This window comes from Sphingobacterium sp. SGR-19, from assembly GCF_011043555.1.
Lineage (GTDB): Bacteria > Bacteroidota > Bacteroidia > Sphingobacteriales > Sphingobacteriaceae > Sphingobacterium.
Genome location: NZ_JAAKGS010000009.1, coordinates 38,236 through 62,394, shown reverse-complemented (window position 1 = coordinate 62,394; position 24,159 = coordinate 38,236). Strand labels below are relative to the sequence as shown.

Genomic DNA, 24,159 nt, shown 5'->3' with positions numbered 1-24,159 from the left:
CATCAATTGTATTTATCCTGTCGTTTCTGCAACCTAAAATGCAGTAGGGAGAAGATAAAATAGGAAATTAAAATGAGGGGTAAAGCGGAAAAGCGAAGCGTAACCAGAAGAACGATACTCATAAACAAGAAAATATATTTAAACTTATTTTCCCTCCATCCCAAAGAAGATAATTTCATACTGAATAAACGGATTTCAGACACTAAAAGGAAGCTAACCATTACTACGATAGAAAGTAATATCCAAGGCTGATATATCCAAGCCGGGTGCACAGCACCTATAAAAGGCAGAGACATAATAAAAAAAGCATTCATCGGTGTGTTAAGCCCTATAAACTCGGACGTTTGCCTATCATCAATATTAAACTTTGCCAATCTCAACGCCGAAAATGCGGTGACGATAAATCCTAAATATGGAAGGTAAACACTATCTGTAGACGCTTCCAATAATTTATACAACACCGCTCCCGGTAAAAAACCAAAACTGATCACATCAGCCAAAGAATCCAACTCCTTCCCAATATCCGATTTAACATGCAGTAGCCTGGCAATCATTCCATCAAAAAAATCAAATATTCCCGAGGCGACGACACAATAGAACGCCAGCAGAAACTCCCCTTTTAATACAAATAGAACACCGATGCAACCACTGAAAAGATTGAGACAAGTTAATGTATTTGGAATATGTTTCTTCATCACGATTACAAAAAATTTAAGCCACCCTTGACAACAAAGGATGGCTTAAAAATAGAAAATATCAAAGGAATTCGCTATTTATTCATGCTAATTAAAAACTCTTCGTTTGATTTGGTTCCGCGCATTTGCGTTAACAGGAATTCCATGGCTTCGGTAGAATTCATGTCAGCCAGGTGATTACGTAGTACCCACATCCGTTGCAATATATCACGATCTACAAGTAGGTCATCACGACGCGTACTAGAGGCTGTCAAATCAATAGCCGGGAAAATACGTTTATTAGCCAGTTTACGGTCAAGTTGAAGCTCCATGTTACCTGTACCTTTAAATTCTTCGAAAATCACATCGTCCATTTTGGAACCCGTATCTGTTAAAGCTGTTGCTAATATAGTCAATGAACCGCCTTTCTCAATATTACGTGCAGCTCCAAAGAAGCGTTTTGGTCTGTGTAACGCGTTAGCATCCACCCCTCCCGATAGGATTTTCCCCGAGGCTGGAGCAACCGTGTTATATGCTCGAGCCAAACGTGTAATAGAATCCAACAGAATAACCACATCATGTCCGCACTCTACCATCCGCTTCGCTTTTTCCAGCACAATATTGGCGATCTTCACATGACGATCGGCGGGCTCGTCAAAAGTAGACGAGATCACTTCAGCACGTACGTTTCTCGCCATATCGGTCACCTCCTCCGGGCGCTCGTCTATCAGCAAGATGATAAGGTAAACCTCCGGATGGTTCTTTGCAATCGCGTTGGCAACTTCTTTGAGTAGGTTTGTTTTACCCGTTTTAGGTTGTGCTACTATCAGTCCGCGTTGACCTTTACCAATAGGGGTAAATAAGTCCATAATACGTGTCGAATAGTTACCGGTACCCAAATCTAGGTTTAGTTTCTCGTCTGGGAATAAAGGTGTCAAATAATCAAACGGTACCCGATCCCGTATCTCCGCTGGGTTTTGTCCATTGATCGACTCTACTCGAACCAGAGGAAAATATTTCTCCCCTTCTTTTGGCGGCCGGATAGAACCGCGTACGTTGTCGCCCGTTTTCAATCCAAATAGTTTAATCTGTGATTGAGAAACATAAATATCATCTGGCGACGTTAAATAGTTATAATCCGACGAACGTAAGAAACCATAGCCATCTGGCATAATTTCCAACACACCTTCATTAACAATAACATTGTCGAAATCTGTTGGAAGAACCGGAGATGAAGTTTCTGTTTTAGGAACAGACGGTGATTCGTTTTCTCCATTGGTTTCAGATTGTGCTTCGGTCGACGAAGCGTCATCAGCCTTTGAAGAATCAGCAGGCGATGTTCTTTTGGTTATTGCCACAGGTTCCGCTTTCACGGCCGTTCTAACCCGCTTTCTCGGTCTTTCCCCAGCCGAAGCTTCGGCTGCTTTGTCTTGATCCTCTTCGACAGACTGCTTCGCTATAACAGTAATACGATCGATCAATTCCTGTTTACGCAATTTATCAGCATCAGCGATGCCCAATACTTTTGCAATCTCGCGTAACTCTGACACGAGTTTGGTGTTTAGTGCATTAATATCCATTAACTTTTTACTATGAGATATAGGATTTTACTATTTTGAATTCATCCAAATTACATTTCTAGCAAATGCTATGTTATTATTTTTTTTAGATATGCTAAAAATATGATAGAGGTACATAACTTCTACTAAATTGTAATGTAAGCTATTTCCCCCTTCTCTAGGATAAATCTGAGAATTGGCACAAAAATAACATAACATTCGTATATTCAAAGAAAATTTATAAAATATTTTTTTGAAGCTGTCGGTTCCTAACGATTAGGATCTACGATTCCCAAACAACCATTATTATAACGCTTATAATCCAAAATTGTTTCAACAGCTCGATGGAAAACAATTTTTTCCAAAAACTCCAAAGCATATTGTACAAAATACACTAAGCTTTCAAAAAAAAACACAACAAAAAAAACCGCCTTAAAGACCCAATAAGAGGGATTTTTTTAAAAAAAAGACTTTCATTTTTTCATATCAGTTTATTTTTTAGTGTCTAAAATTCTTGTTTTTAAACAGAAACACGTATTTTCGGGCAAGCATTAGCAAAAATTAAAAAGTAAATTAGCAACAAAAACATAACACAATAAAACCAAATCTATAATGATAATTATTGCGGACGGAGGATCGACAAAAACAAACTGGTGTTTGTTAGATGACTCAAACAAAAAGATATACTTCAACACAGAGGGTTATAACCCCTATTTTGTCGATAGTGAGTATATTGTTAATTCACTAAAAAAAGGACTACCCAGTGATTTGCCTTTTGAAAAGATAACTCAAGTAAATTATTACGGTGCGGGGGTACATAACGAGGAGAAAGCTAAAATCGTCGAAACGGCTATGCAAAAAGTATTTCCAAATGCCAAAGTAGAAGTCGGCCACGACCTGCTTGCCGCCGCACGTGCATTGCTTGCGGATCAACCCGGTTTCGCCGCGATTTTGGGAACGGGCACCAACACATGTATCTATGACGGAGAGAAAATAACCCATAACATTGATTCTGCTGCATATATATTAGGAGACGAAGGAAGCGGAAGTTATATTGGAAAGAAACTGCTAACAGACTTTATCCGTGGACTAATGCCGGAAGCTGTTGAAAAATTGTTTTTTGAAACCTATAAACTAACCCCTGATGAAATCATGGACAACGTTTATACAAAACCCCTCGCTAATCGGTTCTGTGCTAGTTTCAGCAAATTTGTGTATGATAACAACGTCAATATTGAGTATACACGCGGTATAGTGGAAGAGGCTTTTGACACATTCTTTAAGAATCTAGTTAGCAAATACCCCGATTATCAGAAACATACTTTTAATTGTATTGGTTCTGTGGCCTATAACTTCCGCAATGTCTTAGAAGAGACGGCTAAGCGCTATGGAATGGAAGTTGGCAAGATCATACGTTCGCCAATAGATGATTTGGTGGTATACCACATCAATAGAGCAGCGAAGAATTAATAATATTCTTTTGTAGAGACGAGCAATTGCCCGTCTCTACGTCTTTATAATGCAATCGACTCACCAATTTTCGGTAAGTGCAAATCCAATCCGTTCGCTTCAAATTTCTGTTTAGCTTCTTCCATATCAATACGAATAGGCGGAAAAGTATTATAATGCACTCCAATAATATTTTTGCAATTTACAAATTGGGCAGCTTTAATAGCATCGTCAACGTCCATTGTATAATGCCCGCCAATAGGCAGAAATGCCCAATTTAGTTGTAAATCGTCCAATAACTTCATCTCCAAGGTTAAAGCTGTGTCTCCTGCAAAATAGATTTTCTTACCACCCACAAAAAACACATACCCTACGGGCACACCTGCATAATCTCCCTCGGGTGTACTGTTGGTATGCAGCGCATAAACCATTTTTACCTTTCCAAAAGGTAAAGAAAGCGTCCCACCAAAATTATATTCAATGACCTTGTCGTCCGGCACTCCTTGTTTTCTCACCCACGCTGCGGTCTCCACAACGGCCACAACGGTGGCGCCGCTATTCGATTGAATATTTTTCATGTCTGCCACATGGTCTTCATGGCAGTGCGTTAAAAAAATATAATCAGGTTTTAAAACGTTGACATCAATATCTTTTGCCAACGGATTATACGTAATAAAAGGATCTAACAGTACACAACTACCGTTGAAATCAAACGCAACACATGACTGTCCGTAATAAGTAACTTCCATTTCTTTTTAGATATTCGTAATTCGTAATCAGATCTTATTGTTAATCTCTGGTTTCCCGTCTCTATCTCTATTTCCCAAATAAATTTCCCAAGCCGCCAAGACCGCCAAGTAAATCTTGTGAAACGACTTGCATTTCCGCCTGGCTAACGTTTTCTGCCTGCTGCAAAGCTTTATTTAATGCGACGACCAGCAGTTCCTCCAATTCCTCTTTATCATCTAGCTGCTTAAGAAACCCGTCATCAATTGTAACTTCTCTTATTTCTTTACTAGCCGAAGCTACGACTCTCACTTTACCCCCTTCTGTTTCTCCAAAAACAGAAATACTATCTAAACGTTTTTTTACTTCTTCGGCCTTTTGCTGTGCCTGAAACAACTTGTCAAACATAATCTATCCCTCGTTTGTATGATGCAATTTACGAAACCTATGACATAGGGACAAAAAAGAACAAACAAAAACTTAACTTTACGGCAACTTAATGAGCGCAACATACATGCAAAATCTTAACTTTTATACTACGTTACTTAAAAATATACAACAAACTCAGCCGAATTTGGCTGAACATTTGGATGAAGAGATCAATATCCTCATACACAAACTTAAATTCATTCCCGAAGATCAACGCCCTTCAGTTCTTATACTAGCGCAGCAAACGGATTTTCAACCCCTATTTAATGAACGACTGGTGGACAGCATAGCTATTGCGGGAGGAAAACTGCTTACAGAGAAATACGATAATCCATCCTTATTATTCATCGTTCAGGAAAACGACAGGCTCTATACAGAGGTACCCGCTCTTCTTTTAGATGAGATATTAAGTAGGACGGATGCCATACAATCAAATAATGTATATATTATTCAAAAAAGAAATTTTGGAATGGAGAGCACCGATTTTCTACATGATATAGAAATATGTGCAGAGATTGTACAACCGAAATATTTTATTTTTGGACGGAAAGGAAAGGATTGGGTTCAGTTCGATATAGCCTAAAAAAGGTGTATCGCCTTTTTTTAGGCTATATCGAACTTTTCTAAAACATAAACTTTTTTCGCAAAATGGCGTACAGTTTCTCTACTGTTTGTGGTTTATCTGCCCAGTTATTTTTCAATGCGTAATTTGTTTGTAAAAAAGTATCCGCTTCCGCGAACGTAGTATATCTGTTTAGAAGTTCAATTGCTTCACTATATGCCAACGAGTAGCCGTTGAACAGATCCTTGATAAACAATAACTTATCATTCAAGCTGATAGAAGATTTGAGATCAACGACTTTATCCTTATCATCCCCTACCGTTTGCGTGGAAAATAAGGAAGCAGGCACGTTTTGTGTTCCTGCTTTACGTTGCTGTTGAAGAATTTCATTCAATGTCAATGGACGTGCTGGTTTTTCCTCCTCAGTTGCTGATGTACTTTGACTTTCTTCCAATACAATTTCTTTGGGGTTTTCTACAACTTCATTAACAACAATCTCCGGCTTTGAGTCTTCAACTGGCTCTTGTTCAAACTTCATTTCTTCCTGCCCAGAGCTTTCGGGTTCCTCTACTACCTGATGAGGTTGTTCTCCTTGTTCAATAGGCGTCGACTGTATCTGTGGTGCCAACGGCTCCTCTTCGTCTGCCGCAATACGCTGCGGATCTTCTTCCAATGGAGGCACCTCGGTCTGTTTTTGTTCTGCAACCCGAGGTTCCTCAACCACTGATTCTCCACTACTTTGTTGCTGGGCATTCTGAGCTGCTTCTACAACATCGACTTCTGGCTGTTGCTCTTCTATCGATGGGGCTTCCTGAATCTTCCCGTCCCTTCCTATCGATGCGGTTAATTTCCGTAGTACCTCGATATGGCTCGTTAAAAATCTAGCTTTTGCTTCCAATAATAACAAGACTTCATCTGATTCTGCTATATTTTTATCTGATAATGTTGTATAATCATCATTAATCTCCACCAACAGTTCCCCTACTTTTGAAAATATAGATTCCTTTGTATATGCCATTTTTATACTTCGTTTTTGATATAGAACACTCAAATTTAAGATATAATTTCGATATTAGCACAGATTATAGGGAAGAATAATTTAAAGAATCCCATGCTATTTTCCGAACATAGTTTTATCCAAAAGAATAGACAAGCAGGCAGCATCGAAGTCATCTGTGGCTCCATGTTTTCCGGTAAAACAGAAGAATTGATCCGACGGATGAAAAGAGCACAATTTGCTAAGTTGTCCATCGAGATCTTTAAACCCGCTATGGACATTCGTTACGCCGATCACGCCATTGTATCGCACGATAGTAACAGCATTCCATCAATATCGATCACACATTCCTCGGCCATTTTACTATGGAGCATAGAAACAAAAGTAGTCGGTATTGATGAGGCTCAATTTTTTGACAACGAACTTCCGCACGTTTGTGTGCAGCTGGCCAACAGAGGTGTTCGCGTCATTGTAGCAGGATTAGACATGGATTATAAGGGACTTCCTTTCGGTCCCGTTCCAGCCCTCATGGCAATGGCGGAACATGTTACGAAAGTATACGCTGTCTGTGTGCAATGTGGCGCACCTGCAACCTATTCTTATCGAATAGCAGGAAGTGAAAACCGCATACTTTTAGGAGAAAAAGACAGCTATGAGCCGCGGTGTCGCACTTGCTATTTCGGGCTATCAGAAGGGAATCTATAAATTGCCGACAATCGCTTTATCCAGCGGATTTGTACGGGAACGGTAGCGATGTGTCAACTTCCCATCTTTATTGATCAAGAACTTTTCAAAATTCCATTTGATATCGCCTGTAAAATCAGGATTTTCCTGTGTAGTCAAAAACTTAAATAGGGGATTGATATCTTTCCCTCTCACATTAATTTTTTCAGACAATAAAAAAGTGACCCCATAATTTTTTTCACAGAAATATTGGATTTCTGCATTACTATCAAGTTCCTGCCCACCGAAGTTATCGGATGGGAAACCGATAATCACCAAATCACGACCATACTGCTCGTACAAGGCCTGTAAATCTTTATATTGTTTGGTGAAGCCACATTTTGAAGCCGTGTTGACAATCAATATGTTTTTTCCTCTAAAATCAGACATCTTCACCTCTTTTCCGTCGATAGTCGTGAAACTGAAATCATAAACCGACGTTGCCGGCGACATTATCGACGCCCACAATATGATACTTGCTATTATCTTCATCTGTATATATTATTTATGAGTGTAAAATTCACTCTTCTCTCATCACTTAATGATCAGTTTTGTTTCTCTTTCAACAACAAAATGGAATAATTGTTCTATCGGATTACTTAAAATCGATCCTACACGAACCCCCAATACCCCGCATACTTCACGCAACTGTAAATCAAAATGATAGGCAATACCGCCAACAAAGTTAACTTTATACTCCGAAAAGTCTGGATATGTAATAACATGTGTACGGATAAATTCATCAAATCCGTTTTTTAACAACATATCGATATAGGGATGCAACCTATTTTCGGCCATGAATTCTGCAAAGGAAGCCAGATAGGCATTGGGGCGGTCTTTTTGATATACATTTTTTATGACGATATCTTTATTAACACGATATTTCTCTGCAAACTTCTTACTGAGGTCTTTCGGCATCTTCTCGTAAAGAAAATCAACGATAAGCCGCTTCCCCAACCAAGCGCCCGATCCCTCATCGCCTAACACATACCCTACTCCATGTACACTTGAATGCAATTCTTGACCATCATAATAGCCAATATCTGACCCCGTCCCTATCGTACAAACATATCCTTTATTGTGTCCGCAGGTAGCATAGGCACATCCTAGCATATCACTTTCAACAGAAATAAATGCAGTTGGGAAAATTTCCGTCAGTGCGTTGGAAACGATCTCCCGTCTATCGGGTGTGACACATCCGGCTCCAAAAAAATAAACTTCGTGAATTTCGCTTGCATAGGGCAGTATTTCCGGAACCTCCTGCATTACCCGGGCAATTTCTTTCTCATTTACAAAAAATGGGTTTAGCCCTTTTGTACGAAAAGATATAGGTGCACTGTCTGGCAAATTAAGCATCCAATCAGAACTGGAAGAACCACTATCTGCAACTAAAATCATATATGCTGTTTAAATCTTATTTTGTGCATCCCAAAGATAACAATTTTTCGTGTATAAAATACTTTTGAAGCTTTGCTTCAATCTGTGTAGCTTTGCGATAAAATCAGCAAATCATGTCAAATCCTCGCATACACTTTACTATCTCGTTTACGGAACCTCAAGCGCACTACGTAGAAATCGACATGGACATCACCGACTTTACGGGAACTATCTTAGACGTCGCTATGCCTGTGTGGACGCCAGGTTCTTATTTAATTCGCGAATATGAACGTCATGTGGAGCTTGTCGAAGCTTTTGCGGGGACAGACCCTATCCATTGCGCGAAGATTTCTAAAAATACATGGCGTATACAAAATCCACTCCAACATATCAAAATACGGTATAGGGTATATGGTTTCGAAATATCGGTGAGAACAAATATGATCAATGTCGACCGCGCATTTATTAGTCCGGCGGCTACCTTCATGTATATAAAGAACCGTATTGATCTATCTTGCACTGTACAGGTTGTACTTCCAGAAAAGTGGACTCACATTTCCACAGGTTTGCCGAAAACATCCGAAGGTGAATATACTTTTTATGCAGAAGATTTCGACATACTATATGACTCTCCGTTAGAAATCGGAAACCAAGATATATGGTATTTTGAAGCAGCGGGTGTACAACATGAGTTTGCGATGGTAGGCGGCGGGAATTACGACAAGCATCAACTAACGTCCGACATAACAAAGATAGTGGAAGAGGAGACCGTAATATGGGGAGAAAACCCAAATACAAATTATGTTTTCATTACCCACAACTATCAAACAGGGGGTGGCGGACTCGAGCACCTCAACTCCACGGTGTTGGGTGCTAGCCGAAATGCATATCAAACGCCAAGTGCTTATAAAAACTTCCTAGGCCTTGTGGCGCACGAATACTTTCATCTTTGGAATGTCAAAAGGCTTCGCCCCAAAGAACTCGGTCCCTTCAACTACGATGAGGAGAATTACACAACAGGTTTGTGGATAATGGAGGGCTTCACGTCATATTACGATAATCTCATCATACGGCGATGTGGCTTCTTTTCCGTACAAGAATACCTCGATATGCTTGTCAACGATTTCAACCAAGTATATAATCGGCCCGGTTATCGTATCCAATCCGCAGCTTTAGCTAGTTTTGATGCATGGGTAAAGCATTATAGACCGGACGAAAATTCTGCGAACACAAGTATATCCTACTATAATAAAGGGGCTATGCTCGCCGCTGCACTGGATCTTCATATTCTAACGGAGACACAAGGAGCAAAGCGGCTGGATAATGTGCTTCGAGCGGCCTATCAAACTTTCTACAAAAAGGAAAATCGAGGTTTCGAAGAAAAAGAGTTTCAAATGTTGGCAGAAACCGTAACAGGTATAAACCTTTCAGTTATTTTTGAAGCTGCACATAGTACGGCGGAACTTGACTACAATGCGTATTTCAACCGTGTGGGATACGAACTGATCGATTTAAACCGTGACAGACAGGAACTGACTTTGGGAATTAAAACAGCGAACCAAGACGGACGGATATTTATAAAGAATGTGGAACGTAACTCCAGCGCCTGGGATGCAGGGTTAAATGTTGACGACGAACTTATTGCCATCAACGGAAACAGACTCGATATCGCCGGTAAAGAACTGGAGTTTATAGTACAACATGGTAAAATAGATGAAATTGTTGACGTCTTGATTTCCCGAGATGGATTAGTACGTACTATCCATGCCCCTCTTCGCCGCTCAATCAAACAGCAGTGGTCTATTCGAGAAAAGCCGGACGCCAATGAGACAGAGAAGGAATTAGGGAATCTTTGGTTGTCGGTATAAATAATGTAGAGACGCTGGATGTAGCGTCTCTACAATTACCTTCATACGCACTTCAACTAAAAATTTTATTTCAAAACTAAAATATTCGCGAACATTTCAACAATAGCAAATTGGTCTAGTAACCATTTTCTTTCATTCTTCTTTTCTCCTTTCCAATCCTTGTAAAAAAGACCATTTTCATCTCTATTGGTCGTCCATGCAAAATCCAGATTTTTACGAAATGCTTGTAAGTAAGTTGAGTTATCATCCAATTTATAGAGCTGGACAAATCCACGCATCATTACGGCTATAAACCAATTATCACTATTTTTTAACCGGTGTGAGCCATCTGTCTCAAAAAAATGATGGAAAGACACTTTGGCAACGTGCTGCGCTTCTTTAAGATATTGTGATTCGTTGGTTATTTTATATAATAAAGCAGCAGCTTCGATCATTTGTCCGGAGTTATACGGATACTTTGCCCGATCTATGCTACCGTCCAGACGAATATTATCCATATAAACACCATCTGTATCCTGAAGATGGGTTTTGGTCCATTCATATATAGATTTAGCCATTCCTAAATACTTCTTATCATGAGTAGCTTCATACAATTTCAATGCAAAAACCGCTGCTGGGGCATTCGAACAGGTATTTTTAGATGTCTTTTTTTGCTCGCACCAATAAATACCTCCACCCAATAAATCATCATGACCGCTATAAACAAAATCCCAAACTATTGTTGCTTTTTCCAGGTATTTCGTTTCACCTGTTAAAAGATAAAGATTGGTAAAGTCAATTCCGATCCAGATATTATCATCATAAAAACGGTCAGATACTGGTGCAGATGAGATATAAGAAGCGTATCCAGCTGGTTTTCTTTTATCGTCATAATATTCTTCTAATCCGGGGATTAACCGTTTATCGATAATGGATTTATATTTCTTATTTTTAGTTTGTTCATAGAGCGCAACCGTAGCAGACATCCCTCCTGAATAGGGCCAGAGATAAGCATATTCCTGCTTGCCGCTGGCACCATCGCCTAGATAGTCTGCTTTGTAACGCTCATCTAGGGGAAAATTCTCCCGAAGTAAAAAGCTACCTTTACTGCCATATTTTTCTAGAACAATTTCCAATGTGTTATCTGCAGCTTTCAACATATCTACTGATGTTGATCCCCACTTTGATGGAGACTCCTGGGAAAAAACGACTCCTGTCAAAAAAACTAAAATTACTATCGTGCAATATCTTATCATAACTTATCTTTTTATAAACCTTGCTTTTGCTTCTATCGTCATACAAGCACTCGCCTGTGCCGTCAGTTGGGCATTTCCCAGGGCAATCTGATCCCATGCCGGACCGAAAAGATTACCTTGTATATTGCGCCCTTTTAACCATAGTTCGGTCGCATTATGGGTCAAGAAATTTTCAAATTTGTTCCGGTAGGCTTGATCGAGATCATCAACATCCAAAAGGTACAAAAAATAACGAACAAAAATCCCCTTGAATAAAGCGTTGTCGCCTATACCCTCGTTTCGCAGTAAATTGGTGGAGGCATCAATACATTTGGAAACGGTGAAATTCGCAATTTTCTGCGCATCATTGAGATACAACCTTTCTCCGGTGATTAAATATAAATTCACGGCAGTGCCTAAGAATGTTCCTTGATTATAGGTAAGCGCAACAGTACTGATCTCACCGGTGTTTCCGTTGATATTGTCATATACCGCCCCGGAGCTCCTATTATATAGCGTGTTTTTTTGCCATTCGTAGATTTTAATCGCCCAATCCAAATACACCTGATCTTGGGTCAAATGATACAACCTCGTAGCCAATAAACTTGCCGGCCCATTGGAGCATGCATTTTTACTATATCGCTGATTTTTCACCCATGAGATTCCACCATCGGCAAAACTTTCTTCCCAACCATCAATAATGTCATCCCACAAGAATAATACAGTATTCAAATATTTCTGCTGATTGGTTACCTCATACATACGGAGCATTGTCAAGGCAATCCATTGCATATCATCATAAAACGGATTTAGATAAGTATTCCCATTTTTGACAAAGATACCTTCATACCAAGGATCAAAGTAGGCTAAATATTTACTGTCACCCGTCCGTTCGTATGCATCAATCACGACATCCATGGCATGCGCATTCGGCCAATATTGAAACCCCATATCGGATTCATCGCTCCCGTAGTTGAAATACCCTTCTTCATTCCAAAAAGAAGCGATCAATGCGTCTGACGCTGTATCAGCGACCGCAGACCAATTGTCCACGGTCTCGGTGTCATGCCTATATTCATCTTCCAGCTTTTGGCAGGATGACAGTAAAAACCCGACACTTATCATCAAGCAAATGTATCTTCTCATAATCATTCCTTTTTTAGTTTACGGTTACGGTATGTGTATATTCTTTATCTCCCTGAAGAATAACTTTTATAGTAGGTGATTTCCCATCAACGGCGCTTGCAAACTTCCATTTATTATCCCATTGCGTCACAGTTTCTAACCATTTAACAAAATAATAAGAAGAAGGAGATTGTGGTGTGGGTTGCGCATCTGTTCCATTCAAGGTGCCTAATTGTACAGTTCTGTCCTGTCCGTCGTTGATGGTCAACTGGAATTTATAACGTTCATCACGTCCCCAGTTTTCTTGTTTAAAATTGACTAAACCGGAGCCAGACCAGATACCTTTTCCTTCATAACTCAAATTCCATAATACTCTATTTTCCGGACTAAACCATAGTCCAAGTGTTTTGATCTCGGTCATGACCACCGTAGCCGTATTGAAATCTACCTGGATACGGAATACGCCAGTTTTGGATGCCGTCGTACTCTCGTCGGTATCAGATTCTATTAACTTCAGACTACCATCAGCATAAAATGCTCTGGGCGTGCCTTGATTTCTATCCACAAACTGATACGTATCTCCAGATTCTAGCTGGGCAAATATCTCATACTCTCCAGGCGCTATCAATTTGAAAGGCATAGCATCTGTTAATGTAGTACCTGCTTCGCTTCCTTCCCCGGTAAGAAATAATTCTTCAGGAATCTCCGCAAAGCCCTCGAGTGTCGTAATACTTAAACTACGTACGACAGTAGAAACAGCTGTATTAATTCCCCTTGACGCCACAACCGTCCAGATCAGCTCCCCTGTCTCACCTGGTGCAATTCCTGCCATACTGGCTATACGATTCAATATACGGTGGGTTATCGTCGCGCCATTGGAATATCCACTGTTGTCCGATACCATTCTATATAGAGGCTTCTCGAAATTATTACCCTCTAAATCGAACACAACTTCATATAAAGCAGCGCCTCCGTCTTCAACACGAACAGGTTCCCATTCAAAATAGACGGAAGCTGTGCTTGAACTCAACATCCTGATAGTTCGATTATCAACGGGCTCATACAGTGTATTTACTGCTGTAACTACAGCGTCTTTGTAATTCATATCGTCTGACTTACATGATACCACGAATACCAGTAAAGCCATAGAAAGATAAAATATTGTTGTTAACTTTTTCATAGTCGTAATTTAGTTTATGTTAGTTTCCGTAACCCGGATTATTTGGTCTTAAGTTATTGTTAATATCCATCTCTGCTCTAGGTACCGACCAGAGATAATCTCTATTTTCATCAAATCTTCTATTATCCAATTGAATATAATCTGTGCCACCATTAGCAAATTTAGCCCCATGTATAACACCATTCAGATATTGGGCTCCTGCCTTCCAACGAATAATATCGTAATAGCGTAGGCCTTCCAACGCCAATTCACTTCTTCTTTCGTTACGAATAATCTCCCGCAATTGAGCTTGCGTAGCAGTGGATGGATACGAAATTGCCGCAGGGTCCGTAAATCCAGCCCTTTCTCTTAGCGCACCGATGGTGTTATTCCAAGTATTTTCATCTATTTTTTCCACTTCATTTTGTGCCTCAGCATACATTAATAATATATCACCATAACGATACATAATGATATTTAATCCCGACTGATAATTGGTAATCGCTGTTTCATCATAATATTTCCGCATGTAATATCCTGTCGCGGTAGAATTGGAGCTAGAATTTATATAGACATCCATCTTTTCCTGCTCCGTTTCCCCTGTTCCGGGTCTGATATAGATCGTTCTGGTCGTTCCGTCGAAATTCTTCCATTGTCCACCATGAAAAACAATTGTTGCCGCCAGTCTGGGGTCACGGTTTATATACGGATTATTGTCATTATAACTTGGATCATTCCCTATGGTGAGGCCATTGGTGGTCAAATAGTTATCCACCAACTCCTGCAAAGGAGCGTATGCATTGAGGCGTGCTCCGGCCGATAAAGGTGCCGCATCATAATACTTGCTCCAATATTTTACAGGCGGCACATAAGCATAATCTAAAATCACTTCCTGGTTATATTCATTTGCTGCCTCAAACAAACCGGCGTAACTGGGAAATAAGCTATAATTGCCAAACGTTTCTCCTTGATTGATCAACTTCTCGCAGTATTCAATAACCTTTGGCCAATTACTCTCATACAAATAAGCACGAGCTTGAAATGCCGCCGCTGCGCCGTTGGTTATTCTTCCATTATCCGCTGTAGAAAGCTGATTACGATTAGGAAGAAGTGGGATGATTTCATCCAATTCCTGATGTATAAACGATAAAATCTGCGCCTTTGGCGTACGGGAAACGCTCTGTGACTCGTCAAGTGATACGTCGGATGTAAAAAAAGGTGCATCACCAAAAAAATTCACCAGCCTAAAGTAAAGGTGGGCTCTGATAAACCGGATCTCCGCTTTCCGCTTCTCTTTGTGTTCCGCGGTCATGCCCGGAACAATATCGATAAACTGCAAAAACACATGGCAGGTTTTGATTCCCTCATACGCCCATTTCCATTCAGAGGCGAAGAGACCAAGAGAAGGATCGGCAATACCATTTCGGATAATACGCTGGTGTGTATTCTCCCGTCCCTCGAATATATTATCACTTAATGCCTCGTCATTCCACATTTTATCGGCAGAATACATTTGGTTATAGGCCATATTGACGACCAGTTCAGCGTTCTCGGGTGAAGTCCAAAAATTGGCATCGGTAAAATCATTGGTAGGAATTGGATCCAATGTATTACAACTACCCAAGGCCATTAATACCGCTGCCAGACAGATTTGCTTTATATATCTTAATCTTTTCATTTTATTTATGCACTAAAATTGAATATCTAAACCAAAACCATAATACTTTAATGTCGGATAATTACGGGCACTATTCGCACTACCGCTCATATTGGAGTCAAATTCTGATGATTCCGGATCGATCCAAGAATTTTTACTTAACGTCAACAGGTTTTGTCCGTTAACAAATAACCGCATACTGGCAATACCAATTTTTTCACTATATGCACGCGGTATGGTGTAACCTAATTGGATATTTTTAAGTCGTGCGTAGGCACCATCAAACATATAAATATCAGAATCACGTCCGTAATTATTCGCGGTAGATGGAGCTCCGGCAGCAGTCAAACGCGGCCAGGTAGCACTCGTATTGGTAGGCGTCCAATAATCCAGTTGATGTTGATACATGGCAAATGAATAATTGGCATGAAATGGCTCGACCAATTCGCCTCGCACCATCATATCACGTTTAGCAGCCCCCTGTATCAACATATTGAAATCAAATCCTTTGTAAGACACATCATACGTAAATCCAAATGCATATCTTGGGAAACCCGAACCTAACACATAGCGGTCTCTAGCATCAACAACGCCATCTTGGTTCCGATCTACGTAACGGACGTCCCCGGGTTTAAGGTCTTCGGCAGTCATACCAACAGGTAGTGCTGCCGTCTCAATTTCCTGTATACTTTGGAAATAACCATCGGTTTTATAGCCATAATAAGACCTGAAAGGTACGCCTACACGGATTAAGTTCGTAACATTGTCAGCAGATGAGATTAATTCATCATTGGGATATTGTGTAACTTTATTGAAGGTATCACCGATATTACCTCCGACACGGTGTCTGAAGTTACCCGTTTCGAAACCATAGTTTACCGAAATCTCCCAACCCCGGTTAACCATTTCTCCCACATTCAAATACCCAAGATTAGTTCCAAAAACGGATGGGATAATCGGCGGAGTTAAAATATCGATAGTCTTGTTATTGAAATAATCCAAACTGGCATTCAAGCGTTGGTTGAAAAAAGTAAGATCCGCACCGATGTTAAAGGACTTAGTCGTTTCCCACGAGATGGTCTCATTACCATAGCGGAATCCAGCGCCGGATACACTGGTATTATTAAAACCGTAACTGTTATTAATCGCAGTGTATATAGTAAGATATTGATAATTGTCAATATTCTGATTCCCCAGATGACCATATGTTCCCCTGATTTTCACGTCACCTATTTTGTCTCTATAGTTTTCCATGAATAGCTCATCAGACAATCGCCATCCTAATGATACTGAAGGGAAAAAACTCCATCTATTCTCTTTCAAAAATTTGGATGATCCATCGTAACGGAAACTGCCCTCGATAAAATACTTTTGATCAAACGAATATCCTAAGCGGCCAAACAACGAGTTCAAACTAGTCTCCGTAGTTTGCTGTGGAGAAACATAACTACCCGGCAAGATCTCCGTTTCTGTAACCGGAACGCCCAAGATCGGATCCGTAAAGCGTAGCATGATTTCATTTGCCCGTCGTGTGTAGGACTCGTTACTTGCACCAAACAATCCAGTAACCTGGTGTTTGTCGAACGTTTTATCGTAATCTAATAAGAGCTGATAGTTCAGCAGGTAGGTTTTTTCATTGTAATCCTCCGTGTTTCGTTCAGCATTCACGAATACCAAAGGTGTTGTAGCATCCGGACTTGAATAAAGCGGTATTTGCAGGCGCCGTGTGTACCGATGATTAGAAAACAAATCCGCACCAAATACTCCCCTCAGCTTCAGCCCATCGATGATCTTGACATCCAATCCAAGATTGACATTGAAATAATCGTTGTCCGAGTCAATACTTCCTCCATCTCGGAGTTCAGCCAGTGGATTTTGATCGGTCAATGCGTTATTCACGAGGTATTTCCCGTTATCAGCCTGCATACGGTAATAATAATAAGATGGGACTCTCGAGGAATTGATAATAGCATTACTCGCTGTTGATGCCTTATTGTTATTTCGAGCATAGTTTAAAATACTACTGATCTTGATACGATCGTTAATATCCGAGGTAACGTTAGCCCTCAGATTATAGCGTTGTATTCCAAAATCTCCGACAAAGTTACTTTCTTGGTCGTAAAATCCACCCGAAAACAGATAAGTTGTGTTTTCACTCCCTCCGCTCATCGTGATGTTGTAATTTTGCTGGAGTCCATCTTGAAGAATGACATCATAATTCCATTCTTCTTCCGCGCGATGGTCGTACAAATCGCGGATTTGCTCCGGTGTAAATTGTGGCTGGGCACCGACGTTGGTCAATGACAAATTCCTCAACGTTGCATTTTGATAACCTTCTACAGGCCTAAACAGGACTTTAGGTGTCTGGATACCGGTCTGCGTACTCACCCGAAGTACGGGCTTTTGATTTTTCTTTCCTTTTTTGGTGGTGACTAACAGCACACCGTTAGCACTTCGGGACCCATAGATTGCCGCTGTACCCGCATCTTTTAATACGGAGGCGCTTTCAATATCGTTGGGATTCAAGCGATCTAGGCTAGCACCATCAGATACCAAACCATCAATAACAATTAATGGAGAGTTATTATTCATGGTTCCAATACCCCGAATATTAAAATTCATGGTATTATCATTTGGATTCATGCTTCGTTGTTGAATATTCACACTGGGCATGGTTCCTTGTAAAGCCTGTGTCAAGTTGGAAACAGGTCTATTTTCAATGATATCCGAATTGACATTGTCGACAGCCCCCACCACACGCCGACGTGTTGTAGTGCCATAACCGATAACAATCACTTCGTCCAGTTCAGTGTTGACGGCATCTTCGAGAATAATATCTAAAGATGTCTGCTGGGTCAGGGTGATATTCGCCTGGGTATAACCCAAATAAGAGATTTCGACAACGTCGCCTTGGGAGGCCTGTATTGAAAATTGCCCCCTGCTGTCTGTTTGCGTACGGACAGCACTATTTCTTACAGAGACACTAGCTCCTGCAATGGGGTTTGCTGATTTATCTTTTACAATCCCAATGTATGTGGTTTGATTCAAAGCATATACATTGGGATTGATTGGTTTTGCATCTATCGCATAGCAATCAACGCCAAATACAAAAAGATAAATAAACAATGAGATTATTATACATGGTTCTCTCATAAAAATAATAGTTTATATGGTTTATCGTAACAGTAATTAGTTTACTGGTGATTAGGCGGCAATGCGTGCTGCACTTTATAGAATTTAGCACCAAATAAAAATATAATGATATAACATACTATCGGTAAATAAAAGGCTGCAGCAATATCTGTGTCGGCGACCAATCCCATTAAAAAAGGAAATACTGCTCCTCCAACAACTCCCATAGAAATGAAAGAAGACGCCTGCTGCGTGTGTCCTCCGAGGTTTTTCAACCCTAAACTAAAAATTGTAGGGAACATGATACTGAAGAAAAAGTTGACACATAGCAGTGCTATAAACGAGACCCATCCCCATCCCTGAGCTACCACAACGCACATCAGAATATTAAGTAAGGCATACGCCGCCAAAAGCTTATTACTCGCTATAAACTTCATCAAGAATGTACCCACAAACCGCCCTAACAACATCATCCCCATAAATAACACCAGATAGCTTCCCGCTTTTTCACTGGAAAACCCCATAACGTCGTGTCCGTAATTGATAAAAAAGGCCCATGTGCCTCCTTGTGCGGCAACATTAAAGAACTGTGCAACTACGGCCCACACAAAATGTCTATGCTGGAACAGGTTTTTCCCCGGGGTAAGGTCTACATTGACCGCTGCTGCATCGATGTTGTCGACACTGGCATGGGGATTTTCTAACGAGGGTACCTTCACAAAAGAAAAACATAATGCAATAAGGAGAATAACAACACCTATAACGGTATACAGGTTTTTTACCGAATCCAACCCTTCGTCTGGTAAGATATCTGTACCTCGAAGCAGAAAATAGGTACCTATAGCCGGGCCGATCATCGTACCGACCGCATTGAATGCCTGCGCAAAATTTACCCTACGCTCGCTGCTGCGCTGATCTCCCAATGACGCCATAAAAGGATGCGCAACTGTCTCTAACGTGGCTAGGCCACAACCAAGAATAAAAAGTGCTACTCTGAAAAAACCAAAAGAGACTGTGTTAGCTGCAGGGACAAACAGGAATGATCCCACAGCGAAAAGAACCAAGCCTAACAAAACGCCATTCTTATATCCAAATTTCTTCATAAACAATCCGGCGGGAACACTCATAATAAAATATGCCCCAAAGATTGAAAATTGAACTAAACCCGAATCGGCTTTAGAGACATTCAGTACCGTTTGGAAATGCTTGTTAAGCACATCTCCCATGGTAATGGCAATCCCCCAAAACATGAATAACGAAGTGACAAAAACAAGTGTTATCAGATACTTCTTTTCTGTAAAAGTTACGTTTTCTTTCATTGTATTATATGGTAGTTTTTGTATGGTTTATACTAACAAATTCGGTTTCTCTTTGTAAACCTTCCATAATAATTCACCGAATAAGGTGTTTGTCCAGGCAAACCAGTGCCGGGTAAACTTTTTCGGATCATCCTTGTGAAACGATTCGTGCATAAATCCGGTGTCACCATGGGTATTTTTCAACGTCTTGATACATTGACGTATTTCCTCATCGTTTATGGAGGTCAGGGCTTGAATAATCAGTGCCATAGGCCATATCATATCCCGACCAATATGTGGACCGCCGATGCCAGCCGCTACTTTTCCTTTGAAATAGAAAGGATTGTTCGCCGACAGCACAAAACGTCGGGTGCGTTGGTAGACCTCATCATTAATGTCCACCGCACCAAGATACGGTAACGACAACAGACTGGGCACATTGGCATCGTCCATCATCATGTAACTGCCAAATCCATCTACTTCGTAAGCATAGACACGTCCGTGTACTGGATGATCGATGATACCATACTTGGTAACCGCATCTTCGACTTCATTGGCCAATGCTTCCATTTTAGCCGCCAACTCCGTGTTGTTTTTGACTTGACGTAAGATTTCAGCGGACTGTCGCAGGCTAACTACCGCAAACAGGTTGGCTGGGATCAAGAATAAGAATATACTACAGTCGTCGGATGGGCGAAAACTTGAACAGATCAAACCCACTGGATTAACAGGATAACCATATCCGTCGACCTGCAAGGTATCTGTTCCACGCGACGTCGTACGTTCGAATTTATAAGGCCCTAAGTTTTCCTTGCGCTGTTGCTCAACAAATGTCTTATAGATATTTTCTTGCGCTTGCACCCATTCGTTGTCAAAAGGGGTCGTATCATTTGTTTCCTTCCAATAGGCATAAGCGAGGCGTATTGGATAACAGAGTGAATCAATCTCCCATTTGCGTTCATGGATTCCCGGCTTCATATCCGTATGATCCGAAAACCATTCGCCTTTTTTCGTCGGGTCGTTATAGAACGCATTGGCGTATGGATCGATATTGATACACTTAGACTGTTTATTGATCAATCCGAGGATTAGGTTCTGGAGGTTCTGGTCTTTTCGCATAAAAGGTAGATACGGCCAGACCTGCGCGCTACTATCCCGCAGCCACATCGCATCAATATCTCCGGTAATGACATAAGTCAGCTTTTGATTTGAGGTTGACTCATCATAAATAGTAGTGTCTAAAGTATTCGGCAAACAATTGTTAAATAGCCAGCCCAGTTCTTTGTCTGCTACATTGGACTGAAATTCTTTGATAAGTCCCTCAATGACGTCACTTTTGAAATGCCTGTCTGGTTCCTTAGTCCTCACTAGGGGAAATGCCAAATTTGGGTTAGCATGAGAAAAATTGTGGGCCAATATACCTGCTCCAAGTATAGCCGAATTTTTAATAAAAGTTCTTCGTTTCACAGATTTTCGTTATAAAGTGATAAATTAATTGTATTGGAGATACATCTCCCATGTGATCGTTTTTTCGTCATTTAGAATACGCGAAGTAACTACTACGCTCTGATATCGGATGTCAGCATTGTTCATTTAGTAAGTTTACCATGTGCAAAGATTTATAATTTAGTTTTGAGAAATCAAAGTTATCAGATTTTAAAGTGTTCTTTTATACCGATTCCCCTCAATGTAGTAAGAATACAGGATAAATAAAACTTAAACAACTCGTAAACAAATACTTACACAAACACCAACATACACATAATGTAGTGAATAAACGCATTAAATTTTTTCATCTCGAAATTTTTCACTCCCTTTCCAATAAAAATAGTATACTATAAAGCCATATCTTCATATAGCAATGTTTATAAAATAATATTATTTTGTAGTTTTGAAGAAGCGTATTTTATCCGATTATTTTTATAGCAACCTTTATTGTATTTAATTCGCTCCTTATTATACCAAGTATGAAAAGTTTATTATTAATTATATTCCTTATATCTTCAATCCCTACAACTAATGCATACCATAAACAACTTGATTCATTACTGCATGTATTAGATAAGGCTATTCAGGATAAGGCTATATACGCGGCAAAAAAAGAGAGTTCTATCGATAGTTTAAAGACGAGGCTACACGTATCTTCCGATGTGAAAGATCAGATTGCTATTACGAAAGAAATCTGTCTTCACTATATTGTATTTATGACTGATTCAGCACTTTTGTACACCCGAAAATTAGAAAAGTATGCGCTGCAGGCCAACGATTATGAAGAATACATTGATTCTGAGCTTTTCCGTGTCCGTATATTAAAAACAATGGGATTACTCAAAGAATCTGTGGATATATTGAATACGGTAGATACGTTAAGAATCTCAAACGATCTAAAAACATTTTATTTGTATACAAAAATGTCCGTTTATAATTTATTAATAAAAACGTCTGAAAACAACGATGAAAAAAAGAGATATCAAACAATAACATCCTCATTAAGAAACAGATTAGTCTCAGGGGAAGCCCTATCACCAATGGATTATATATACGTAAATACAGAACGCCTTATACAACAAGAAAAGCAATATGATCAAGCCTTAAGGGATCTCCGTGATGCATATGCTGATCTCGATCCTGAAGAACGGGAGGCTGCCATTTTAGCTTATTCTATAGCTAAAGTATATGAAGAGAAGGGGGACACGGACAAAGCTATCGAGTATCTTGCAAGATCGGCAATTGCTGATATCAAAAGTGGGGTAAAAGAGTATATGTCACTCCGAAGACTAGCAGCTGTTCTGTTTGAATATGGGGATGTAAACCGTGCATATAGTTATATGAAATGTTCGATGCAGGATGCGATATTCTATAACGCCAGACTTCGGACGCTTGAATCTTCCGAAATGTTCGATTTTATTGATAAAGCCTATCAGAAAAAGGAAAACCAACGCCAAATATTATTGCTAACTATCCTTGTAATTATAATGGTATTGTTAGCGTTCATCTTCTTCACGTTAATATATGTGTATAAACAAAAGAAAAGATTATCAATAACAAAAGATGAATTATCAAGGTCCAACAAACTGTTAATGGAAAGTAATCAGAGTCTTTCGGATTCAAATATTCTTAAGGAAGAATATATCGGTTTATATATCGGACATTTTTCCGATTATCTTTCAAAAATAGAGCAATTCAGGTTGAAAGCTCAAAAGATAGCTAAAACACAGGGGGAGCAAGCGCTATTGAAATTCATCGATTTATCGTTAGACCCAAAAGATAATCTTGAGGAATTCTATAAAAATTTTGACGAGACAATATTACGCTTATTTCCAAATTTTGTTGAAGAAATAAACAAGTTATTATTAGAAGAAGAAAGAATCAGTTTCAAAACCAACAATAACCTAACGCCCGACCTTCGTATTTTTGCTCTAATCCGTCTAGGCATTACAGACAGTATAAAAATTGCTTATTTCCTCCGCTACTCGGTCTCAACTATCTATAATTACAGAACAAAAATGAGGAATAAAGCCGCTGGGAACAGAGATGAGTTTGAAGGTCTGGTCATGAAAATAGGTATTGACAAAAATCTAATATAGGAATAATAGCATGCGTACCGCGAAATCCAATACGCATGCCTTTAGCTCTTCTTCTAAAATTTATATCGAATAGTCAGGCCAAATGGATCTATGAGCCGGATAGAACTCTCCTGCAAAAAGTCAAAATAAGGTTTAACGTCCAGCGAAACGGAAAGTGGTGTCGTCGGAATATTGTATTCAACCCCCACAATACCGTCTATACTCAACGCTAGTTCCGATTTTGGGTCTGTACGTCTCGTTGTAACGGAACCATCCGGATTTGTTGTCTGAATGACCTCAGATTTGTATCGAAAACTCCCCACACTACCTCCGAATCCATAGAACCAAGTAAAATTTTCCGCCAAAGGTCTATGATACTGATAAAGTCCGACCAGTCGGAAGCGCCTTGATTTAGAATTGCTCTGTATACTGAGAATCCCCTCTACAGCTCGATCATCAGCCAACGTATAACGGTAACTAAAACCGGTGGCACTTCCAAAACGTCCACCCGCAGCATGCTGGCTATCCAATTGCGCCCATGATGTATCAAACGAAAATAAAATAATTCCTAATGTCAATAACAGCCAATTTGCTTTCTTCATGAATATTATACTAAGTTTTACGTACGTCAAAAGTACTACTTT

General features: G+C 39.9%; 20 protein-coding genes. 5 read left to right on the top strand and 15 right to left on the bottom strand.

The genetic code is table 11. The features are described 5' to 3' along the window. Nucleotides 1-2: 2 nt before the first annotated feature. Together pssA and rho are read right to left on the bottom strand one after the other, a co-directional pair. Nucleotides 3-695: a CDP-diacylglycerol--serine O-phosphatidyltransferase gene (pssA, locus tag G5B43_RS15590; RefSeq protein WP_165295736.1), complete on the bottom strand. Its 693-nt coding sequence runs from the start codon at nucleotides 693-695 to the stop codon at nucleotides 3-5. Between the two features lie 74 nt (nucleotides 696-769). Further along, nucleotides 770-2,254 (bottom strand): transcription termination factor Rho, encoded by a 1,485-nt coding sequence (gene rho, locus G5B43_RS15585; protein ID WP_165295735.1) that lies wholly within the window; start codon nucleotides 2,252-2,254, stop codon nucleotides 770-772. A gap of 591 nt (nucleotides 2,255-2,845) precedes the next feature. Here rho and G5B43_RS15580 point away from each other — a divergent pair. After that, on the top strand, nucleotides 2,846-3,703 hold the full coding sequence (locus G5B43_RS15580; protein ID WP_165295734.1) for an N-acetylglucosamine kinase: 858 nt from the start codon (nucleotides 2,846-2,848) through the stop codon (nucleotides 3,701-3,703). 44 nt (nucleotides 3,704-3,747) lie between these two features. Here the strand turns inward: G5B43_RS15580 and G5B43_RS15575 are convergent, their stop codons facing one another. Together G5B43_RS15575 and G5B43_RS15570 are read right to left on the bottom strand one after the other, a co-directional pair. Next, a complete protein-coding gene (locus tag G5B43_RS15575) occupies nucleotides 3,748-4,431 on the bottom strand; it encodes a metal-dependent hydrolase (RefSeq protein ID WP_165295733.1) in 684 nt (227 codons plus the stop codon). Between the two features lie 67 nt (nucleotides 4,432-4,498). Continuing rightward, nucleotides 4,499-4,816, bottom strand: a complete 318-nt coding sequence (locus G5B43_RS15570) for a YbaB/EbfC family nucleoid-associated protein (RefSeq protein ID WP_165295732.1) — start codon at nucleotides 4,814-4,816, stop codon at nucleotides 4,499-4,501. A 106-nt stretch (nucleotides 4,817-4,922) separates the two neighbouring features. On the opposite strand from G5B43_RS15570, the gene G5B43_RS15565 reads away from it, so the two are divergent. Further along, nucleotides 4,923-5,420: an ABC transporter substrate-binding protein gene (locus tag G5B43_RS15565; protein ID WP_165295731.1), complete on the top strand. Its 498-nt coding sequence runs from the start codon at nucleotides 4,923-4,925 to the stop codon at nucleotides 5,418-5,420. 40 nt (nucleotides 5,421-5,460) lie between these two features. On the opposite strand, the gene G5B43_RS15560 is transcribed toward G5B43_RS15565, so the two are convergent. Continuing rightward, entirely contained in the window at nucleotides 5,461-6,417 is a 957-nt protein-coding gene (locus tag G5B43_RS15560) for a hypothetical protein (RefSeq protein ID WP_165295730.1), read from the bottom strand. 93 nt (nucleotides 6,418-6,510) lie between these two features. Here G5B43_RS15560 and G5B43_RS15555 point away from each other — a divergent pair, with 93 nt between their 5' ends. Then, entirely contained in the window at nucleotides 6,511-7,101 is a 591-nt protein-coding gene (locus tag G5B43_RS15555) for a thymidine kinase (RefSeq protein WP_165295729.1), read from the top strand. Here the strand turns inward: G5B43_RS15555 and G5B43_RS15550 are convergent. Next, nucleotides 7,096-7,611: a glutathione peroxidase gene (locus G5B43_RS15550; protein WP_165295728.1), complete on the bottom strand. Its 516-nt coding sequence runs from the start codon at nucleotides 7,609-7,611 to the stop codon at nucleotides 7,096-7,098. The two genes, G5B43_RS15555 and G5B43_RS15550, sit on opposite strands and share 6 nt — an antisense overlap. 42 nt (nucleotides 7,612-7,653) lie before the next feature. Beyond that, nucleotides 7,654-8,517 carry an N-acetylglucosamine kinase gene (locus tag G5B43_RS15545; protein ID WP_165295727.1) on the bottom strand — a complete coding sequence of 288 codons (864 nt, stop codon included), beginning with the start codon at nucleotides 8,515-8,517 and terminating at the stop codon, nucleotides 7,654-7,656. Between the two features lie 113 nt (nucleotides 8,518-8,630). Between G5B43_RS15545 and G5B43_RS15540 the strand changes: the two genes are divergently transcribed. Beyond that, nucleotides 8,631-10,364, top strand: coding sequence for a M61 family metallopeptidase (locus tag G5B43_RS15540; protein ID WP_165295726.1), 1,734 nt, complete (start codon nucleotides 8,631-8,633; stop codon nucleotides 10,362-10,364). 65 nt (nucleotides 10,365-10,429) lie between these two features. Here the strand turns inward: G5B43_RS15540 and G5B43_RS15535 are convergent, their stop codons facing one another. From G5B43_RS15535 to G5B43_RS15505, 7 genes are read right to left on the bottom strand one after another with little or no spacing between them, the layout of a single operon-like run. Beyond that, a complete protein-coding gene (locus tag G5B43_RS15535; RefSeq protein WP_165295725.1) occupies nucleotides 10,430-11,599 on the bottom strand; it encodes a glycoside hydrolase family 76 protein in 1,170 nt (389 codons plus the stop codon). A 3-nt stretch (nucleotides 11,600-11,602) separates the two neighbouring features. Then, nucleotides 11,603-12,724 (bottom strand): glycoside hydrolase family 76 protein, encoded by a 1,122-nt coding sequence (locus G5B43_RS15530; protein ID WP_165295724.1) that lies wholly within the window; start codon nucleotides 12,722-12,724, stop codon nucleotides 11,603-11,605. Nucleotides 12,725-12,737: 13 nt separating this feature from the next. Then, entirely contained in the window at nucleotides 12,738-13,883 is a 1,146-nt protein-coding gene (locus tag G5B43_RS15525) for a SusE domain-containing protein (RefSeq protein WP_165295723.1), read from the bottom strand. Between the two features lie 19 nt (nucleotides 13,884-13,902). Beyond that, entirely contained in the window at nucleotides 13,903-15,540 is a 1,638-nt protein-coding gene (locus G5B43_RS15520) for a RagB/SusD family nutrient uptake outer membrane protein (RefSeq protein ID WP_165295722.1), read from the bottom strand. A 12-nt stretch (nucleotides 15,541-15,552) separates the two neighbouring features. After that, a complete protein-coding gene (locus tag G5B43_RS15515; protein ID WP_165295721.1) occupies nucleotides 15,553-18,672 on the bottom strand; it encodes a SusC/RagA family TonB-linked outer membrane protein in 3,120 nt (1,039 codons plus the stop codon). Nucleotides 18,673-18,713: 41 nt separating this feature from the next. Then, nucleotides 18,714-19,970 carry an L-fucose:H+ symporter permease gene (gene fucP / locus G5B43_RS15510; RefSeq protein ID WP_165295720.1) on the bottom strand — a complete coding sequence of 419 codons (1,257 nt, stop codon included), beginning with the start codon at nucleotides 19,968-19,970 and terminating at the stop codon, nucleotides 18,714-18,716. Nucleotides 19,971-19,997: 27 nt separating this feature from the next. After that, a complete protein-coding gene (locus G5B43_RS15505; protein WP_165295719.1) occupies nucleotides 19,998-21,416 on the bottom strand; it encodes a glycoside hydrolase family 125 protein in 1,419 nt (472 codons plus the stop codon). Between the two features lie 500 nt (nucleotides 21,417-21,916). Between G5B43_RS15505 and G5B43_RS15500 the strand changes: the two genes are divergently transcribed. After that, the gene (locus G5B43_RS15500; protein WP_165295718.1) at nucleotides 21,917-23,536 is read left to right on the top strand and encodes a DUF6377 domain-containing protein; all 1,620 of its coding nucleotides are present in this window, start codon (nucleotides 21,917-21,919) and stop codon (nucleotides 23,534-23,536) included. Between the two features lie 53 nt (nucleotides 23,537-23,589). On the opposite strand, the gene G5B43_RS15495 is transcribed toward G5B43_RS15500, so the two are convergent. Then, nucleotides 23,590-24,117: a hypothetical protein gene (locus G5B43_RS15495; protein ID WP_165295717.1), complete on the bottom strand. Its 528-nt coding sequence runs from the start codon at nucleotides 24,115-24,117 to the stop codon at nucleotides 23,590-23,592. Nucleotides 24,118-24,159: the final 42 nt, after the last annotated feature.

Bases quoted from the DNA above. Each gene is read 5' to 3' on its own strand.
- G5B43_RS15550 (WP_165295728.1), bottom strand. From the start codon at position 7,611: ATGAAGATAATAGCAAGTATCATATTGTGGGCGTCGATAATGTCGCCG.
- G5B43_RS15495 (WP_165295717.1), bottom strand. From the start codon at position 24,117: ATGAAGAAAGCAAATTGGCTGTTATTGACATTAGGAATTATTTTATTT.
- pssA (WP_165295736.1), bottom strand. From the start codon at position 695: ATGAAGAAACATATTCCAAATACATTAACTTGTCTCAATCTTTTCAGT.
- rho (WP_165295735.1), bottom strand. From the start codon at position 2,254: ATGGATATTAATGCACTAAACACCAAACTCGTGTCAGAGTTACGCGAG.
- G5B43_RS15530 (WP_165295724.1), bottom strand. From the start codon at position 12,724: ATGAGAAGATACATTTGCTTGATGATAAGTGTCGGGTTTTTACTGTCA.
- G5B43_RS15540 (WP_165295726.1), top strand. From the start codon at position 8,631: ATGTCAAATCCTCGCATACACTTTACTATCTCGTTTACGGAACCTCAA.
- G5B43_RS15560 (WP_165295730.1), bottom strand. From the start codon at position 6,417: ATGGCATATACAAAGGAATCTATATTTTCAAAAGTAGGGGAACTGTTG.
- G5B43_RS15575 (WP_165295733.1), bottom strand. From the start codon at position 4,431: ATGGAAGTTACTTATTACGGACAGTCATGTGTTGCGTTTGATTTCAAC.
- G5B43_RS15545 (WP_165295727.1), bottom strand. From the start codon at position 8,517: ATGATTTTAGTTGCAGATAGTGGTTCTTCCAGTTCTGATTGGATGCTT.
- G5B43_RS15570 (WP_165295732.1), bottom strand. From the start codon at position 4,816: ATGTTTGACAAGTTGTTTCAGGCACAGCAAAAGGCCGAAGAAGTAAAA.
- G5B43_RS15525 (WP_165295723.1), bottom strand. From the start codon at position 13,883: ATGAAAAAGTTAACAACAATATTTTATCTTTCTATGGCTTTACTGGTA.
- G5B43_RS15520 (WP_165295722.1), bottom strand. From the start codon at position 15,540: ATGAAAAGATTAAGATATATAAAGCAAATCTGTCTGGCAGCGGTATTA.
- G5B43_RS15515 (WP_165295721.1), bottom strand. From the start codon at position 18,672: ATGAGAGAACCATGTATAATAATCTCATTGTTTATTTATCTTTTTGTA.
- fucP (WP_165295720.1), bottom strand. From the start codon at position 19,970: ATGAAAGAAAACGTAACTTTTACAGAAAAGAAGTATCTGATAACACTT.
- G5B43_RS15565 (WP_165295731.1), top strand. From the start codon at position 4,923: ATGCAAAATCTTAACTTTTATACTACGTTACTTAAAAATATACAACAA.
- G5B43_RS15500 (WP_165295718.1), top strand. From the start codon at position 21,917: ATGAAAAGTTTATTATTAATTATATTCCTTATATCTTCAATCCCTACA.
- G5B43_RS15535 (WP_165295725.1), bottom strand. From the start codon at position 11,599: ATGATAAGATATTGCACGATAGTAATTTTAGTTTTTTTGACAGGAGTC.
- G5B43_RS15580 (WP_165295734.1), top strand. From the start codon at position 2,846: ATGATAATTATTGCGGACGGAGGATCGACAAAAACAAACTGGTGTTTG.
- G5B43_RS15555 (WP_165295729.1), top strand. From the start codon at position 6,511: ATGCTATTTTCCGAACATAGTTTTATCCAAAAGAATAGACAAGCAGGC.